14 protein-coding genes and 1 pseudogene are annotated in these 15,549 nt (G+C 55.0%); 5 read left to right on the forward strand and 10 right to left on the reverse strand.

Going from position 1 to position 15,549, the window contains the following annotated elements; all coding sequences use genetic code 11:
* Positions 1-24: 24 nt before the first annotated feature.
* From ACO6EE_RS09830 to ACO6EE_RS09840, 3 genes are all read right to left on the reverse strand, one after another.
* Positions 25-255 (reverse strand): hypothetical protein, encoded by a 231-nt coding sequence (locus ACO6EE_RS09830; RefSeq protein WP_485960836.1) that lies wholly within the window; start codon positions 253-255, stop codon positions 25-27.
* Positions 256-622: 367 nt separating this feature from the next.
* On the reverse strand, positions 623-1,792 hold the full coding sequence (locus tag ACO6EE_RS09835; protein ID WP_485960837.1) for a PilT/PilU family type 4a pilus ATPase: 1,170 nt from the start codon (positions 1,790-1,792) through the stop codon (positions 623-625).
* 91 nt (positions 1,793-1,883) lie between these two features.
* The gene (locus tag ACO6EE_RS09840) at positions 1,884-2,327 is read right to left on the reverse strand and encodes a universal stress protein (RefSeq protein ID WP_485960838.1); all 444 of its coding nucleotides are present in this window, start codon (positions 2,325-2,327) and stop codon (positions 1,884-1,886) included.
* A gap of 289 nt (positions 2,328-2,616) precedes the next feature.
* Between ACO6EE_RS09840 and ACO6EE_RS09845 the strand changes: the two genes are divergently transcribed.
* Together ACO6EE_RS09845 and ACO6EE_RS09850 are read left to right on the forward strand one after the other, a co-directional pair.
* Positions 2,617-3,576, forward strand: a complete 960-nt coding sequence (locus ACO6EE_RS09845; protein WP_485960839.1) for a factor H binding protein domain-containing protein — start codon at positions 2,617-2,619, stop codon at positions 3,574-3,576.
* 164 nt (positions 3,577-3,740) lie between these two features.
* On the forward strand, positions 3,741-5,192 hold the full coding sequence (locus tag ACO6EE_RS09850) for a surface lipoprotein assembly modifier (RefSeq protein ID WP_485960840.1): 1,452 nt from the start codon (positions 3,741-3,743) through the stop codon (positions 5,190-5,192).
* A 105-nt stretch (positions 5,193-5,297) separates the two neighbouring features.
* Here the strand turns inward: ACO6EE_RS09850 and mtgA are convergent, their stop codons facing one another.
* Both mtgA and ACO6EE_RS09860 read right to left on the reverse strand, forming a co-directional pair.
* On the reverse strand, positions 5,298-6,068 hold the full coding sequence (gene mtgA / locus ACO6EE_RS09855) for a monofunctional biosynthetic peptidoglycan transglycosylase (RefSeq protein ID WP_485960864.1): 771 nt from the start codon (positions 6,066-6,068) through the stop codon (positions 5,298-5,300).
* 183 nt (positions 6,069-6,251) lie between these two features.
* On the reverse strand, positions 6,252-7,196 hold the full coding sequence (locus ACO6EE_RS09860; RefSeq protein WP_485960841.1) for a LysR substrate-binding domain-containing protein: 945 nt from the start codon (positions 7,194-7,196) through the stop codon (positions 6,252-6,254).
* A 443-nt stretch (positions 7,197-7,639) separates the two neighbouring features.
* Between ACO6EE_RS09860 and ACO6EE_RS09865 the strand changes: the two genes are divergently transcribed.
* The 3 genes from ACO6EE_RS09865 to secB all read left to right on the forward strand — a co-directional run bounded on the left by ACO6EE_RS09865 (position 7,640) and on the right by secB (position 10,558).
* The gene (locus ACO6EE_RS09865; protein WP_485960842.1) at positions 7,640-8,332 is read left to right on the forward strand and encodes an OmpA family protein; all 693 of its coding nucleotides are present in this window, start codon (positions 7,640-7,642) and stop codon (positions 8,330-8,332) included.
* A gap of 183 nt (positions 8,333-8,515) precedes the next feature.
* Positions 8,516-9,943 (forward strand): D-alanyl-D-alanine carboxypeptidase/D-alanyl-D-alanine endopeptidase, encoded by a 1,428-nt coding sequence (gene dacB, locus ACO6EE_RS09870; protein ID WP_485960843.1) that lies wholly within the window; start codon positions 8,516-8,518, stop codon positions 9,941-9,943.
* Between the two features lie 153 nt (positions 9,944-10,096).
* The gene (gene secB, locus ACO6EE_RS09875; protein WP_003823659.1) at positions 10,097-10,558 is read left to right on the forward strand and encodes a protein-export chaperone SecB; all 462 of its coding nucleotides are present in this window, start codon (positions 10,097-10,099) and stop codon (positions 10,556-10,558) included.
* Between the two features lie 93 nt (positions 10,559-10,651).
* On the opposite strand, the gene ACO6EE_RS09880 is transcribed toward secB, so the two are convergent.
* From ACO6EE_RS09880 to ACO6EE_RS09900, 5 genes and pseudogenes are all read right to left on the reverse strand, one after another.
* Positions 10,652-11,098: an acyl-CoA thioesterase gene (locus tag ACO6EE_RS09880; RefSeq protein WP_485960844.1), complete on the reverse strand. Its 447-nt coding sequence runs from the start codon at positions 11,096-11,098 to the stop codon at positions 10,652-10,654.
* The gene (locus ACO6EE_RS09885) at positions 11,091-12,233 is read right to left on the reverse strand and encodes a lysophospholipid acyltransferase family protein (protein WP_485960865.1); all 1,143 of its coding nucleotides are present in this window, start codon (positions 12,231-12,233) and stop codon (positions 11,091-11,093) included. Before ACO6EE_RS09885 ends, ACO6EE_RS09880 begins: the two co-directional genes overlap by 8 nt.
* A 108-nt stretch (positions 12,234-12,341) precedes the next feature.
* Positions 12,342-12,755: pseudogene (locus ACO6EE_RS09890) on the reverse strand (glycosyltransferase family 2 protein); the annotation flags it as partial.
* A gap of 618 nt (positions 12,756-13,373) precedes the next feature.
* The gene (locus ACO6EE_RS09895; RefSeq protein WP_485960845.1) at positions 13,374-15,065 is read right to left on the reverse strand and encodes a DNA recombination protein RmuC; all 1,692 of its coding nucleotides are present in this window, start codon (positions 15,063-15,065) and stop codon (positions 13,374-13,376) included.
* Positions 15,066-15,147: 82 nt separating this feature from the next.
* Positions 15,148-15,492, reverse strand: coding sequence for a barstar family protein (locus tag ACO6EE_RS09900; RefSeq protein WP_485960846.1), 345 nt, complete (start codon positions 15,490-15,492; stop codon positions 15,148-15,150).
* Positions 15,493-15,549: the final 57 nt, after the last annotated feature.

Genomic DNA, 15,549 nt, shown 5'->3' on the forward strand with positions numbered 1-15,549 from the left:
TTCACAATACTGAAACTTGGGCTTTCAGGTGGCCTTAGGTTCTTCGGAAACATCCGGCCGCACTTCTAAAAAAGCCAGCTCATGTCTGCCGTCTGAAATCATGTGTTCGATGGCCTCCACTAAGCAAGCTACGGTTGGCTCTTGCAGCAAAATAAAGTTGCTCGCCCAGAAATATCGGCCATAAGCGGGATGTTCGAACTTACCTTGGCGCTCCATAATGCCAGGAATAGAGTGGATATAGAAGCGCTTCCACAATATGTTTTGCCGGAAACCTCGAGATAGAAATCAATATCTTGAGAAGAATTGTATTTATAGTGGATTAACAAAAATCAGGACAAGGCGGCGAGCTGCAAGACAGTACACACGTTACGGCAAGGCGAGCCAACGCTGTACTGGTTTAAATTTAATTCACTATATTTGGTTTGAAAGTATGTCAAGAATAGATTCGGAAACCGCCCCCATGATAATCAATAGGGTAGGGGGATGGGTTGCTTGAGGAGGCAGTCATTAATGTTCCTCTTTATTGATCGGCAACTTTAAGATAAGGCAGGTATCCGCTACCTGCCTTTCTTGAGCTGGCTGTAAATGAGGCTACCTGAATATTCAGGTAGCCTTTTCCGCCTTAGGCTTCGCCGGCTTCGTCCATGCCGACGATGGAGAGGCTGTCGATGCCGGATTTTTCGTTGTCTCGGCCGCGTTTGCTGTTGAGCTGGATATTGAGGCGCAAATCGTTTACCGAGTCGGCGTTTTTCAGGGCGTCTTCGTAGGCGATGTGGCCGGCTTCGTAGAGGTCGAACAGGGACTGGTCGAAGGTTTGCATGCCCAAATCGCGGGAGCGGGCCATGATTTCTTTCACGCCGTGGATGTCGCCGTTCAAAATCAGCTCGGAAATCAGCGGGGAGTTGAGCAGTACTTCCACGGCGGCCACGCGGCCTTTGCCGTCGGGTTTGGGCACGAGGCGCTGGGAAATAAAGCCTTTGAGGTTGAGCGACAGGTCGTTCAACAGCTGGGTGCGGCGCTCTTCGGGGAAGAAGTTGATGATGCGGTCGAGCGCTTGGTTGGAGTTGTTGGCGTGCAGGGTGGCCATGCAGAGGTGGCCGGTTTCGGCGAAGGCCAGGGCGTAGTCCATGGTTTCACGGTCGCGGATTTCGCCAATGAGGATCGCGTCGGGGGCCTGGCGCAGGGTGTTTTTAAGGGCGGCAAACCAGTTTTCGGTGTCCACGCCTACTTCGCGCTGGGTGATGATGCAGTTTTTGTGCGGGTGCACGAATTCGATCGGGTCTTCGATGGTGATGATGTGGCCGTGGCTGTTTTCGTTGCGGTAGTCGATCATGGCGGCCAGGGAGGTGGATTTGCCGGAGCCGGTGCCGCCCACGAAAATCACGAGGCCGCGCTTTTCCATCACCACTTGTTTCAAAATCGGCGGCAGGTTCATGTTATCGAACTTGGGAATCTGGCTGGTGATTACGCGGCAAACGAGGGCGGCGGCACCGCGTTGCACCATGGCGTTGATGCGGAAGCGGGACACGCCGGCCAGGCTGATGGCGAAGTTGCATTCTTTGGTGTTATCGAATTCTTCGGCCTGTTTGTCGTCCATCAGGGCGCGGGCGATGAGGGCGGTGTGGTCGGCGGTGAGCGGTTTGTCGGTAATCGGGGTGAGCTTGCCGTCGAGCTTCATGGCCGGGGGAAAGCCGGCGGTGATGAACAGGTCGGAGCCTTTGATCTGCACCAGGTGGTTGAGCAGGCCGTGGATGAATTTTTTCATCTCTTCGTTGTAAGCGGGGATTGCCATAGAGCGTTTTCCATTTGGGTTGTAAGTTATTAGATGAAGTTTTCAGGTAGCCTCGCCGCATAGTCGGGAGGCTACCTGAAAGTTGGTGCGGCTAGGTTTCGTCGTCGGGGCGGCGGAACAGCAGCACGGGCAGGGGAGACTGGCGCAGCACGCCTTCGGCCACGGAGCCCATCAATAGATGCAGCAGGCCGGAGAAGCCGTGGGTGCCCATGGCGATGAGGTCGCACTCTTGGCGCACGGCCTCTTTAATCAGTACGTCGGAAATACGCATGCCGTCGTTTTCCAGGGTGTCCACTTCGTATTTCACGCCGGCTTGTTGCATGATGGTTTCAGCATGGTCGGCCACCTGCATTTCGGCCGCATACAGCTCTTCGGAATTGGGCAGGCGGCTGGCTTCGCGCTTGAGGTCGCTTAAATCCACCACATGCACGGCCACCAACACGGCATCGGTTGCCTTGGCCAGCCGGCAGGTCTGTTCCAGGGCGTAGAGAGAGGTTTTGCTGTCGTCTATCGGAACGAAAATCCGTTGATACATTTTGCCACTCCTTTTAGTTGCTGGCAGCCGGGCAGGATTGCCGCCGCCAATTCTTTGCAGACCGAATCACTTTACCTGTAATAGGATTGTAAAGCAAATGACCGGTTTTTACAGAAAACCACTTCGCTGCCGGAGTCGGTTACAGGAATTCCACGATTATTCGGCCAAAGTTAGCCGATCGGGCTACTACTAACGGCTGAATGAACCCCCTATCTCCTGCCTGCTAGACTGCAAAACTTCAAAATTTAACAAATTTTAAAACTTAAAAATAAAGTAGGAGTTACCAACAATGAAACATTTGCTCAGCACCACCATTATCGCTCTCAGCTTGGCTGCCTGCGGCAGCAGTGGCGGCGGCCCCCCTTCCGTGCAAAACAACACGCCTCAAACCGCCGCGTCGCCGGATGCCGAATCTTCTGCTGTTAAAAACCGTTCCAGCCTGGATTATCGCCGCAATTATGCCGGAGTGGTCAGCAGCAAGAGTGTGATTGCCGCCCAAACCCTGATGGGACCACAGGCCGGTAACAACACACGCGGTGAGAAAGACCTCACTCTCACCCTTAACGGCCGCAGCTACGGCCTGAACGACCGTATCAATATCACCGCACTGCCGGACGGTCTGCTCGAACTGCCCTACAAAGCTGAATGGACGTCTTTGAAAGTCGCCTATCCTGACAGTCGCGATGTGAAAGTGGAAGAGCAAGGAAAAATGTATATCTACCAACGCCCCTACTCCATGGTGTTGGCCACTTTGCCCAGTGCCTACCGCTATGATGGCGCTAACGATCCGAACAACCGACTCAACCGACCGGATACTATGCGCGTACAGTTAGTGAGCGGCCTGCCCGTGAACGATGCTACCATCACCCGTCTCAGCGGCAATACGTTTAACTATAGCGGCGAATCGTTTGCCAATTTTGGATCGGGCGTGGAAAAAGGTGCGTTTAACTACAGCATCAATTTCACCGACAAAACCGGTAGCGGCCGTATTACCGGCATGGCTTCCACCGGCGACATCGAATTGCGCCAAGGCCGTATCAGCGGCGCATTACCCTATAATCCAATGCTGTCGGCTGCCGAACGCACTAAAGGCATTAGCGGCAACGCCGTTTCCGACCGCATGAACGCCTATCAATACTACCTTTCCATCTTCGGGCCCAATGCTGAAGAAGTGGCCGGCCTAGTAGAAGGAAGCCGCAGCGGCCCCAATGGTCAGTGGCATGTCGGATTCAGCGGAACCAAGCAATAATCTGCCGAATATTTTGTACAGCTGTTCCGCATAGGAAAGAAACGCGACAAAGCAGTTAAGTAATGCATGGCTACAGGCTACCTGAAAACAGCCCGATAGAGTTTCAGGTAGCCTGTAGCCGTCATTCATCTAACATCTGCCATCTATATTTTGTTTCAGCCGTTATGATATCCCTCTTCCGCCATCCGGCCATTCTGATGCTCTGCCTGCTGCCATTCTGCACGATGGCCGCACCGACAACCCTCGTGCCGCACGATGACAATCCGCCATGGCCGCAACCACCCCAGCCCATTCAAACTAGCGACAGCATCGCCCCGAAAACACCCCCAAGAGACCCCCAACCCTCCAAGCACCTGACCGAAACCGACCTGCGCGCCAATCCTGCCCTGACCGAACACCTAATCAATCAGGCCATCCTCAATCAGCAATGGGATTTGCTGGCCGACCTGCTGGATTTGTACCTCACCATACCAAACCACGATACCGTGTTGTACGATTACGGTAAAGGTGCCTTATTGCGCGGGCAGGGCAAGCTTGAGCAGGCAATCAAGCATTATGCCGCCATTGTGCAGCGGCGGCCGGAACTGTCTTATGTCCGGTTCGACTACATGGCGATGTTGTTTGAAAACCACCAATACCGCCAGGCCGACCAACAGGCCGAACAATTGGAACAGTCCGACCTGCTGCCCGAAGCAAAACAACTGGTGGCGCAATACCGCCAAACCATGCAAAAACGGCAGGCGTGGCAAGCCGATGCCTCGCTGCAATACGAACGGAACGACAACGTCAATAACGCCTCCTCTGCCCGCGAACTGCGCTTGGGCTCACGCGTGTGGGTGCGTGATGAAGCCTCGTTGCCCCAGAAAGCCACCGGCCTGCGTTACAGTGCCGCACTCGACCGGGCCGTGAACATCGGCGGCAACCACTTCCTCACCGGCGGCGTTGGTTTGGACGGTGTGTTTTACTGGGATCGGCGCGAGTACAACGAAGAAAACTTACGTGTGCAGGCTGGTTACCGCTTCCGCAATATCCGCAGCAGCTGGCAGATACAGCCCTATACCGAATTCAGCTGGTTTTCAGGTAGCCCATACAGCCGCCAATACGGCATACAGGGGCAATATAGCCGCCAAATCGGCTCAAAATGGCAAATCAGCGTGATGACCGCCCGCAGTTGGCGGCATTACCGCAGCCAAAACGTTGCACAAAGCTACAACGGCCCGCAAACCCAATTAACCGCCACCGCCGCCTGGATGCCTATCGCAAACAGCCTGCTCTATATCGGTTTAGACTGGCTGGAACACCAAACTCGCGACCCATCGGAAGCCTCCGTCCGACGTGGCATCCGCTTCGGCCTGATGCGGGAATGGCCGCAATTTGGCCTGCGTGCAGACATCCGCTTGGGCAGGCGGCAGTTCCGCCAAACGCACTTCTTTTTCCCTGTGGTGCGCTCCGACCGAGAAACCCAGCTCAACTTGTCGCTGTGGCATCCCAAACTGCAATGGCACGGCCTGATGCCCCGCCTAACCTACCGCTATCTGAATATCAACAGCAACATTCCGGAACTCTACCAACGCCGCAGCCGCCAATGGTTTATCGAAGTGGAACGTCGGTTTTGAGCATCGGAAGCTTCGCTGAAATACTGCATCCATGCACTGCATGAAAAAGGCTACCTGAAAAACGGAATGGGTTTTTCAGGTAGCCTTTGATTGACAGATACCAAACTATTCTTCGTCCGGCGGCAAATCGGCGCTGCCCATGCGGCGCAGGATGATGCGGGTTTTATTGCGCAGGCGGCGGTCGTTGCGGTGTTGCTGGAAGTATTTGGGGTTGGGCAGCATGGCGATGAGTGAAGCAGCTTCACCGGCGCGCAGGCGGGATGCCGGCTTGTGGTAATAATGCTGGGCGGCGGCTTCGATGCCATAGATGCCTTCGCCGAATTCGGCCACGTTCAGATACACGGTGAGGATGCGCTCTTTGCTCCACATGCTTTCCATCATCACGGTAATCACGGCTTCTTCGGCTTTGCGCACATAAGAGCGTTCGGCAAACAGAAACAGGTTTTTGGCCAGCTGTTGGCTGATGGTAGAGCCGCCGGCGCGGATGGTGCCGCTGCGCTGGTTGCGGTGCATGGCGTGTTCGATGCCGTTCCAGTCGAAGCCGTCGTGGTTGCTGAATTGGGCGTCTTCGCTGGCGATGGCCGCCTGTTTCACCACGCGGGCGATTTGGCTGTCATCTACCCAGGTTTGCTGCACGCGGGAGAAGGTGGAAAGGTTGTGGCGCAGCATAAAGGCGCTGGTGTGCACGGGCTGGCCTTTCCAATAGGCTAAGAGCAGGAAAACCAATAGGTGGAAGCCCAGCAGCAAGAGAATGATGCTCCACACCAGGTGCTTAAACCAACGGCGCAGCAGGCCGGGGCGTTTTTTGGCGGGCGGTGCGGCGGGTACGGGCTGGGGGACAGGGCTGGAAACGAGTTCGGTGGGCTGGGTATCCATCGGCAAATCAATCGTGGCAAGACGGGGCAAGATTATAAAGGAATCCAGTTTTAATTTTGGTGAAGCTGGCGTTTTGGCTTTGCCAAGACCTCGTTTCAGGTAGCCTGGAGTATGGGTAACAGGCTACCTGAAAACATCGACTCCAACCTGGCTTGCGCAAGGCTAAAGCGAAATAGCCAACCATTAAATCGAGAAGTCTTCGCGGATGGGCTCGTATAGCGCCTGCTCAATGCGGTCGCGGGTGAGGCCGGGCAGGTAGAGCTGCATGAAATCGTAGGCGTAATTGCGCAGATAGGCATCCTGCCGTACCACAATATAAGTAAATGACGGCTTAAACAGATGGTCGGCCGGCAGGCAAACCAAATCGGCATCGCGCTGCGGGTCGTAGGCGGCATCGGCCAGCAGCCCTACGCCCAAACCGGCACGCACATAGGTTTTAATCACGCCCGCATCCATGCTGGCAAGCACCACTTGCGGTAAAGTCAGCCCGCTACCGGAAAAGGCCTGCTGCAAAGCCGTATCCTGCCCGGCCTCGGTGTAGCCAATGAGCGGCATGGACGACAAATCCGCCAGGCTGATGTGCCTTTTATCCGCCAGCGCGTGCCCCTGCGGCACCAGCACGCAGCGGTTCCAAGCCCGCGCGCTGATATGGCGCAGCTCGGAAAGGCGTGCATCTGCTTCCGAATTGATGGCGAAATCGGCCAAACCCTCGGCTACCATTCTATCCACTGCCGAAGGTTCGGCCGGTACCAGCGACAAGCCTACTTTCGGATATTGCCGGAAAAATTCGGCCACCACCGGCGGCAACACATGCCGCGCCTGGGTATAAGTGGTGGCGATCGTGAGGCGGCCGCTGTCCTGCTCGGCAAATTCGGTGCCGATATTGCGAATGCTCTGCACATCGCGGAAGATGCGCTCGGCAATTTCCAGCACGGCCTGCCCCGGCGGCGTAACCGCCACAATCCGTTTGCCGTGCCGTACAAACAGCTGCACGCCCAGCTCGTCTTCCAGCAGCTTTATCTGCTTGGAAATGCCCGGTTGGGAAGTGAACAAAATTTCCGCTGCCTCCGAAATATTCAGATTGCAGCGGTAAACTTCCAAAAAATAGCGCAGCTGTTGCAGTTTCATGATGCATCCAAGTGATATTTGTCGGATTTATGCGACAGGCCAACCGCCAAAGTGCCGTCGAAATCACCGACTTCGCCTGAAACCAGTGAGGGCTGAATGGTATCATAGCCCGCCATCGTTATTTTGCCACATGCTGGTAATTTGCGGCAGGATTTGTTGTTTTTTAGCAACTTATAGGGAAATATCCCTTTCTTTTGCCATTATCCTGCTGACAGTTAGGGTAATTTTGGGCATGATTGGGCACGTAGGAAACGGAGGTGCCCGTGCAGCGGGTAACCAATTCCTTATTGACAGTTCGGGCACGGTTTTTTATAGTGGTACCCCGAATATATTTGGATTACCGCAGTATTTGGGCGGTCCGTATATGGTGATTTTTGTGAAGGCCGGCATGCTGCAAAGCTTGCCAAGTCTGCGCATAACAAACTTTTTGATGAGGGAATAACATGACCAAACAGCTTAAATTAGGCGCTTTGTTCTTGGCCTTGGTTGCTTCCGGTGCCGCCATGGCGGACAGCAGCTTCAACAATGAAAAATACGGCTACACCATCAGCCAGCAGTCTCGCGAAGTGGTTCGCTCTAACTATGAGCCTAAAGGTGCTCACGAATGCTGGGAAAACAGCTTCCTGAATGCCGAAGTGGATCGCTTGGGCTTGGTAGAGTGTGGTGACCGTCAGGCTGAAGCTCCTGCTCCTGCTGAACCGCAAGTACGCGAAGAGCTGGTATCTCTGTCATCCAACTTCCTGTTTGGTTTTGACAAATACAATCTGCGTCCTGAAGCACGTGCTACTTTGGATGAATTGGCTCAACGCCTGTCTCAGACCAGCGTACAGTCTGTACGTGTTGAAGGTCATACCGACTTCATGGGTAGCGACAAATACAACCAGGCTCTGTCTGAGCGTCGTGCTAACACTGTTAGCGAGTACTTGGTTGGCCATGGCGTACCGGCTGAGAAAATCTCTGCCGTTGGCTTGGGCGAATCTCAAGCTAAGATGACCGAACAGTGCCAGCAAGAAGTTCGCAATTTGGGTCGTCGCGTTTCTGCCGCTCGCAAACGTAGCGCTCTGATTGCATGTATCGAGCCGGATCGTCGCGTAGACGTTCGTATCCGCACTCTGGTTGAACAGCCTGCTCGTTAATCGTTAGCTGAGTTAGCGTTCAATAATGAAAAACCGGGCTTTTATAAGTCCGGTTTTTTTGCGTGTACTACTTGTTGTGAGCGAACTGCAGAAATAGCTGCTTTCCAACATATTTCCATTGCCTACATAGGTGGGATAGAGCAAAATTAGTCTGCTGGAAAATATTTTATTAAAAATAATCTTATGCTGGAAAAACTTCTACTTCTCTGCCAAAACTGCTCTCGCCTGCTATTAGCATTCGCGCTATTCTTCTATTTTCAGGTAGCCTTTGCTATCGATTTCGGCCGTATTCAGCCGGATGAGGCTGCGGTTTATGTGCAAGACCTCGACAGCGGTGAAGTGTTGCTTGCACATCGAGCCGATGTTTCTATGAATCCCGCTTCCACCATGAAGTTAGTGACCACTTTCGCTGCCTTACGTGGGTTGGGTGGTGATTACCGCTGGCAAACCCAGTGGCGCAGCAGCGGTACAGTAGCTAATGGCGCACTGCAAGGCGATTTATATTGGGTGGGTAGCGGTGATCCTGCCTTCGACCAGCCCGATCTGGTGGATATGCAGCAACAGCTGGTCCGGCAGGGCATTGTGTCATTAAACGGTAAAGTGGTGCTGGATCGGCGCGTTTGGGGCGGTCTTGCCAGCGCAGAAGGTTTTGAAAACGATGCTGACGAAAGCTTTGTTGTGCCGCCAGACCCCCACATGATTGCCTACAAAGCCCTTTGGATTACTGCCGCCCGCAATGAGACTGGGCAGCCTGCTTTTTTGCTCAACCCGCCACTCTACGGTATTCAAACCGATCTCAGCCAACTTGCCGAAACAGACGGCCACTGCGGTAAACTTTCCAATCACGTTTCCGCCAAATTTGAAAACGGCGTGCTGGTGTTTCGTGGTCGCCTGCCAGCTGCATGTATGGGCGAGAAAATGTTCATCAATTTGTTCGATGCTCCACGCTTTGCCGAAGAAAGTTTTCGCGGCTATTGGCTTACACAGGGCTTGGGTGGCCTCTATGGCTTTGGCCGGGGAGCAGCCCCCAGCAATAGCCGCATCTTGGCCACGCACTTTTCCAAGCCGCTGGGCGAAGTGCTGACCGATATGAACAAGCATTCCAACAATCTGATTGCACGTAGCGTTTTTCTCACGCTTGGCCACCAAGCGAACGGACCGCACAGCGTGCAGAATGCCGAAGCCGCTGTGCGGCGGCAGCTGGTTTCCGCCGGATTGGATGATGAAGCGCTGGTGTTGGAAAACGGCTCCGGCCTTTCCCGCCGTGAGCGACTCACTGCCCGTTTTCTCGGCAGCATGCTGTTTCAGGCCTACCGCTCCCCCTTCCGCGATACTTTCATTCACACCCTGCCGATTGCCGGTACCGACGGCACCCTGCGCGGCCGCTTCCGCCAGCTCGGCCGCTCGCTGCGTATGAAAACAGGTACGCTGCGTGACGTGCGTGCGTTGGCCGGCTACTGGTTGCCGCCCAATGGGCGCAGGCTGGCCGTGGTGGTGATTATTAACAGCCACCGTTCCGGCGGCTACCTGCCCGATATGGATGCCATGGTGCGCCGGATTGTGCATGATGCCGATAGATTGGATAACGTTCAAACCGTACCCGCCCAATAATCGGCAAATGCAGCGGGAAAGCTGCCGAATACCTTATCCCACAAGGAAAAGCTGGCAAAGTGGAGCATTTTCAGGTAGCCTAACGCAGTTTATAGCGGATCAATCCGCCAGATCTCCATTTTGATTTTTCCACCCCTTTCGCAGGAGTAAACCATGAGCGAACAAGAACAACAGCAACCGATTTTCAACGTAGAAAGACTGTATGTAAAAGATTTGTCTTTGGAAGTGCCGCACGCACCGGAAGTATTCCTCAGCCAGGATGCTCCGAACGTGGAAATCCAAGTACACACCGATTCTAAGAAACTGGAAGAAGAACACCACGAAGTAACCGTTACCGTAACCGTTACCGCCAAACTGCCTGATGGCAAGGTATTGTTCTTGAACGAAGTGGCGCAGAGCGGTATTTTCCGTTTGGCAAACATTCCGGAGCAAGATGTGAAAGTATTGCTCGGCATTGCTTGCCCCAACATCCTCTACCCCTATGCCCGTGAGGCTGTGTCTTCCTGCATCACCCGCGCCGGTTTCCCGCCCGTGGTATTGATGCCGATCAACTTCGAAGCCATGTACGAACAGCAACAAGCCGCTGCCAACGCTCCGGCTGCCGGCAACGCTTAATCGGCGATTGGCCAACAAAACAGGCGATGACGCAAAATCATCGCCTGTTTTCTATAGCAGAAACCATTATTCTAAATAGCCTTTCAGGTAGTCTCAATCCTTGGCTAAGGGCGCAAACCCTGCAAATTGCCGCACGGCCTGTTGCCAGCTTGCGGGGGTTTGGAACTGCATTTCGCCGTTGTCGATGCGCTGGGCGACTTGGGTGGTGTGGGCCTGGGTGAGTTTGGTACCGCTTTCTGCGTCGCGCAGGATGTAGTCGATGCGCAGGCAGCTTTCGTATTCGGTTACGGCCATTTCCACGCGGATTTTCTGGCCGAAGTGGGCCGGGCGGACGTATTTGAGGTCGAGCTTCACCACGGGCCAGGCGTGGCCGTGTTTGAGCATGACGGTGTAGTTATAGCCGATGGCGTCGAGCAGGGCGCAGCGGGCAATTTCGAGGTATTTGACATAGTGGCCGTGCCAAACGATCTGCATCACGTCTACGTCGAAAAAGGGGACTTCGATCTCGGTGTGGTGGCGGCAGTAGATGTGTTTAGCCATGTGGGGTGTTGCTCCAGAAGTCGTAGAAGTTGAACCATTGCAGCGGCGCGCGGGCGGCGTGGGCGGCCAAAACGTCGGCGTACTGTTGTGCCATGCTTTCAATCACTTGTTTGCGCGTGGCGGCGGTCCAGCTCGGGGCTACCTGAAAACGTTTCAGGCAGAGATGATAACGGCCTTGCTCTTTTAACACGAACACGGTGTTGGTGGGCGCGCGCAAGAGGCCGGCGAGCAGCCAGGGGCCTTGCGGCAGATAGGCGGTGTGGCCGAGGAATTGCACGGGCACGGTTTTGTTGCCGCGCACTGGGGTGCGGTCGGCGGCAATGGCGAGCCACTCTCCGGCATCGAGTTTTTGCGAGAGTTGGAGCATTTTGGCCGCGTCGAGGTCGGCTACCTGAATCAGCTGCAAATCGCTGGCGCCGGCGGCTTTGATGGCACGGTTGAAATCTTCGGCGTGGGCGTTGTGCACGAGCACGTTGAGTTTGAAGCCTTGGTGGTGGGTGACGAGGGCGCGGCACACTTCAATATTGCCCAGATGCGAGCAGATGAGGATTTGGCCGCGTGCGTTGTGGTTGTCCACATCCGCATACAGGTTGTCGGGGTCTTCCACCACGAGGTCGGGTACGGTGATTTTATGCTGCCACACGGCGAAGCGGTCGGCCACGGCTTGGCCGAAGGCGGCGAATTGGCGGTATACGGGGAAACGCGCGGGCAGCGGCGCATCGGGGAAACTGGCTTTCAGGTAGCCTTGATATTGGCGCACGCTGTGGCGCTGGGCGGCGGAGGTGAGGTAGAAATAGGAAGATACCGCGGCAGCGATGATGTGCACCGGCCACAAGGGCAGGTAGCGCACCAGCCATTCGGTAATCTTGAGGAAGAGGCGGTGGCCGCGTTCGTGCTGTGCCGACCAATGCGCCCGGGCGGCCTGTGCCGCTTGGGACCGTTTAAACAGGCGGCCGAGGCGGCGGGCAACCATGCCGCAAAACAGGCGGGCGTGCATTTTGCTGATGAGCAGGTTGTCGCGGCGCAGGTTGAAGTGCGACACGCCGCCTGCTTCGTAGCGCACGGGCGTGTCCAGCCAGATGAAAGGCGTACCCGCCCAATGCAGGCGGATGAGGATTTCGTTGTCGAAATCCATGCGCTCGCCGATGACGGCACTGCCGTATTGGATGGGCAAGACGGCATCCAGAGGATAAACGCGGAAGCCGCACATGCCGTCTTTGATGTCGAACGACCAAGTGTGCAGTACGTTCCAAAAATCGGTGATTTTGCGGCCGTAGAGCCGCGATTTGGGCACGTCGCCGCCGTATACCGGCCGCCCGCACACCACGGCCTGCGGCTGCGACTGTGCGGTTTCGATAAAGCGCGGGATGTCGGCAAAGCTGTGCTGCGCGTCGGCATCAATCTGCAAAACGTGGCTGAAACCTTGCTCCGCCGCCAATTTGAAACCCCATTTCATCGCACTGCCTTTACCGCCGTTCACTGGGCGGAAGGCTACCTGAACGCCTTCTTCACGCAAGGCCTCCAAACCGGCGCGGCAGTCTTCGCCCGAGCCGTCGTCCACCACCAAAACGGGCAGGCCGCAATCTCGCAGGGCGGCAACCACCTGCGGCAGCGTGCCGAGATGTCGGTAGTGGGGGATAACGGCGAGGAGTTTCATGATTGGGTGGAAAACGGTGGAAAAACGGGATTTTAACAAAAAGGGGGAAAGGCTACCTGAAAATCGGATGGGATTGTTTTCGCTTCGTTGCGGCTTGCGCGTTGGCTTTGCCAAGACATTGTTGCTTTTTCAGGTAGTCTTTATGTACCGCGGAGGGGCTACCTGAAAATGTCTGCTTTACGCGGATTTTCTATCTATAAATATATACTAATCCGTATTAAGTATAGCCATAACAATAGAAATAAAAGGAACTCCTATAAGTATCATCTTATATACCCAAGGGTCTTTAAAAAATGAAAATATATCAATAATGGTATCAATCCCAAGTTGGCCATTTAAAATATCTAAAAAAATAATAAAGATTGCCCCAATTATAATTGGAATTAGTATGCAAAAATAACAGCTACCAAGAGTACTTATAAATACAATCATTCTCTTATTCATTCAATGCTTTCTTATTTTCCTTCTATTATCTGTTGAAGTCATTTTTCAGCTATTAACTTCCCAACAATACTGCTAACTGTTCCCGCGCTGAATGTGATGTCTGTCAGGATAGGAGAAAGAGGTGGATAGCCAAATCGTGTCCTCCCTATAGGATTATATTTTTCAGGGAGCCTCTTACTGCCCGCCATCTGTTTTGTCTGCCAGCATCTCCGCCCCGTCGCTGTCGGCTTGCTCCACCAGCTGCGCATCGAGCCGTTTGCCGGCTTTCACGCCCATTTGGCGCAGTTTTTCCACGCGGCCGACTAAGTTGCCACGGCCGCTGTGGAGCTGTTTGTGGGCGGCTTGGTAGCTATCTTGCGCCTGCTGGAGGTTTTTGCCCACTTTTTCCAGCGTTTCCACGAAGCCGACGAATTTGTCGTAGAGTTTGCCGCCTTCATCGGCAATTTGCAGGGCGTGGCGGTTTTGGTATTCGTGCCGCCAGATGTTGGCCACGGTGCGCAGGGTGGCCAGCAGCGTGCTGGGGCCGACCAGGATGATGCGTTGGTCAAAACAGGTTTGGAAGAGCTCGGGGTCTTGCTGCAGGGCGAGCAGGTAGGCGGGCTCTACGGGCACGAACATGAAGACGAAATCGAGCGATACCAGGCCTTCGATGTCGCTGTAGCGTTTGGCGGCGAGCTCTTTGATGTGCTGGTGTACGGAGGCGAGGTGGGCGGCGAGCTCGGCTTCGGCGGCTTCGGGGCTTTCGGCGCGGGTATAGCGCACGTAGGCGGTGAGCGATACCTTGGAATCAACGATGATTTGTTTGTTGTCGGGCAGATTGATGAGCACGTCGGGCTGGAGGTAGCGGCTTTCGCCGTTGCTGTCGGTTTGGCGGCCGCCGCTTTGCACGAAGTATTCGCGCCCTTTCACCAGGCCGGAGTTTTCCAGCACTTTTTCCAGAATCATCTCGCCCCAGTTGCCCTGGCTTTTGTTGCGGCTGCCGGTGAGGGCTTGGGTGAGGGCTTGGGCGTCTTGGTGCAGGCGGGCGTTGAGCTGTTGCAGGCGTTTGAGCTCGTTTTCCAGCGTGAGCCGCTCTTTGGCTTCTTTTTCGTAGGTATTTTGTACGAGTTGGCTGAAGCCTTGCAGTTTTTCGCTCAAGGGATTGAGCAGTTGGTCGAGCTCTTGGCGGTTTTGCTCGGAAAAACGGCGGCTTTTTTCTTCGAGGATTTGGTTGGCGAGGTTTTGGAATTGTTCGCCCAAGTTTTGGCGGGCTTGGTTGAGCAGGGCGATTTGTTCGGCGTGGGCTTGCTGCTGCTGTTCGATTTGGGTTTGCACGCGCTCGTGCTGCAGGCGGCTGGCGGCCAGCTCTTGGCGGGCGGTTTCGTAGCGCTGTTGGAGCTGCTGTTGCCGTTCGGCGGCTTCGGCCAAGCTGCGGTCGAGGTGTTGTTTGGACTGTTCGGCAGCCACGGCGCGGGTTTGCCAGCTTTGGGCTTCTTCCTGTCCGGCGGCGGATTGCTGCTTGGCGGCGGCGAGCTCGCGCAATAGCTGCTGCTGCCGTTCGGCGGCCTCGGCCAGGCGGTTGGTGAAATGTTGCACCGATTGCTCGGCGGCGGCGGCGCGGGTTTGGTAATCCTGTGCGGCTTGGCGGGCGGCAGAAAGCTGCTGTTGGCTGTCGGCCAGGCTTTGGGCGGTGTGGCCGAGTTGCTGTTCGTTTTGCTGACAGACTTGCTGTTGTAGGGTGAGCTGATGTTGCAGGCGGTCGGCTTCTTGCTGGTGGCGGTGTTGCGCGGCTTGGTGGCGGGCGTTTTGCCACAGCCAGACAATGAGTGCGCAGAGTAGGGCGGCGGCGAAGCAGGCGATAAGCAGGATGGGGAGGGTGAAGGTCATAACAGGCTACCTGAAAAACGATATTTTGACGAAGCTAAAGCGTGAGCTTCAATGAAGTTAATAATGGGGAGCGGGCGGCGGTTTAATCCGCTATCGAAATCTGCACGATTTTATGCTCCTGCTGGTTGCCATGCCAATAATCGCGGTACAGTTCCAAGCAGTCGGCAATATCGGCAAACAGTTTGGGCTGGCGTTGCTTGAGGTCGGCCAGGCCGCAAAAGGCGATGTGGATTTCGCGTTGCGGCAGCCAGCCCAAGTCGCGCATACAGTCGTTGAGCGAATCGAAGCCGCCGCTAAAATAGGCGGGCAGCTCGAAGGCTTCCCGCATACGCTGCATCAGGTTGTGCGGGGTTTTGATGCGGGATAAATTCACGCTGATGGCGAGGGCATCCGGGTGGGTTAGGGTTTGGCGGATAAAGCGGCTCATGGAAGTTTATTGTGTGCTAGTCTGAGAGTAAACGAATTTTGTGAGATATATGTTAGG

It is taken from the genome of Eikenella sp., from assembly GCF_057315495.1.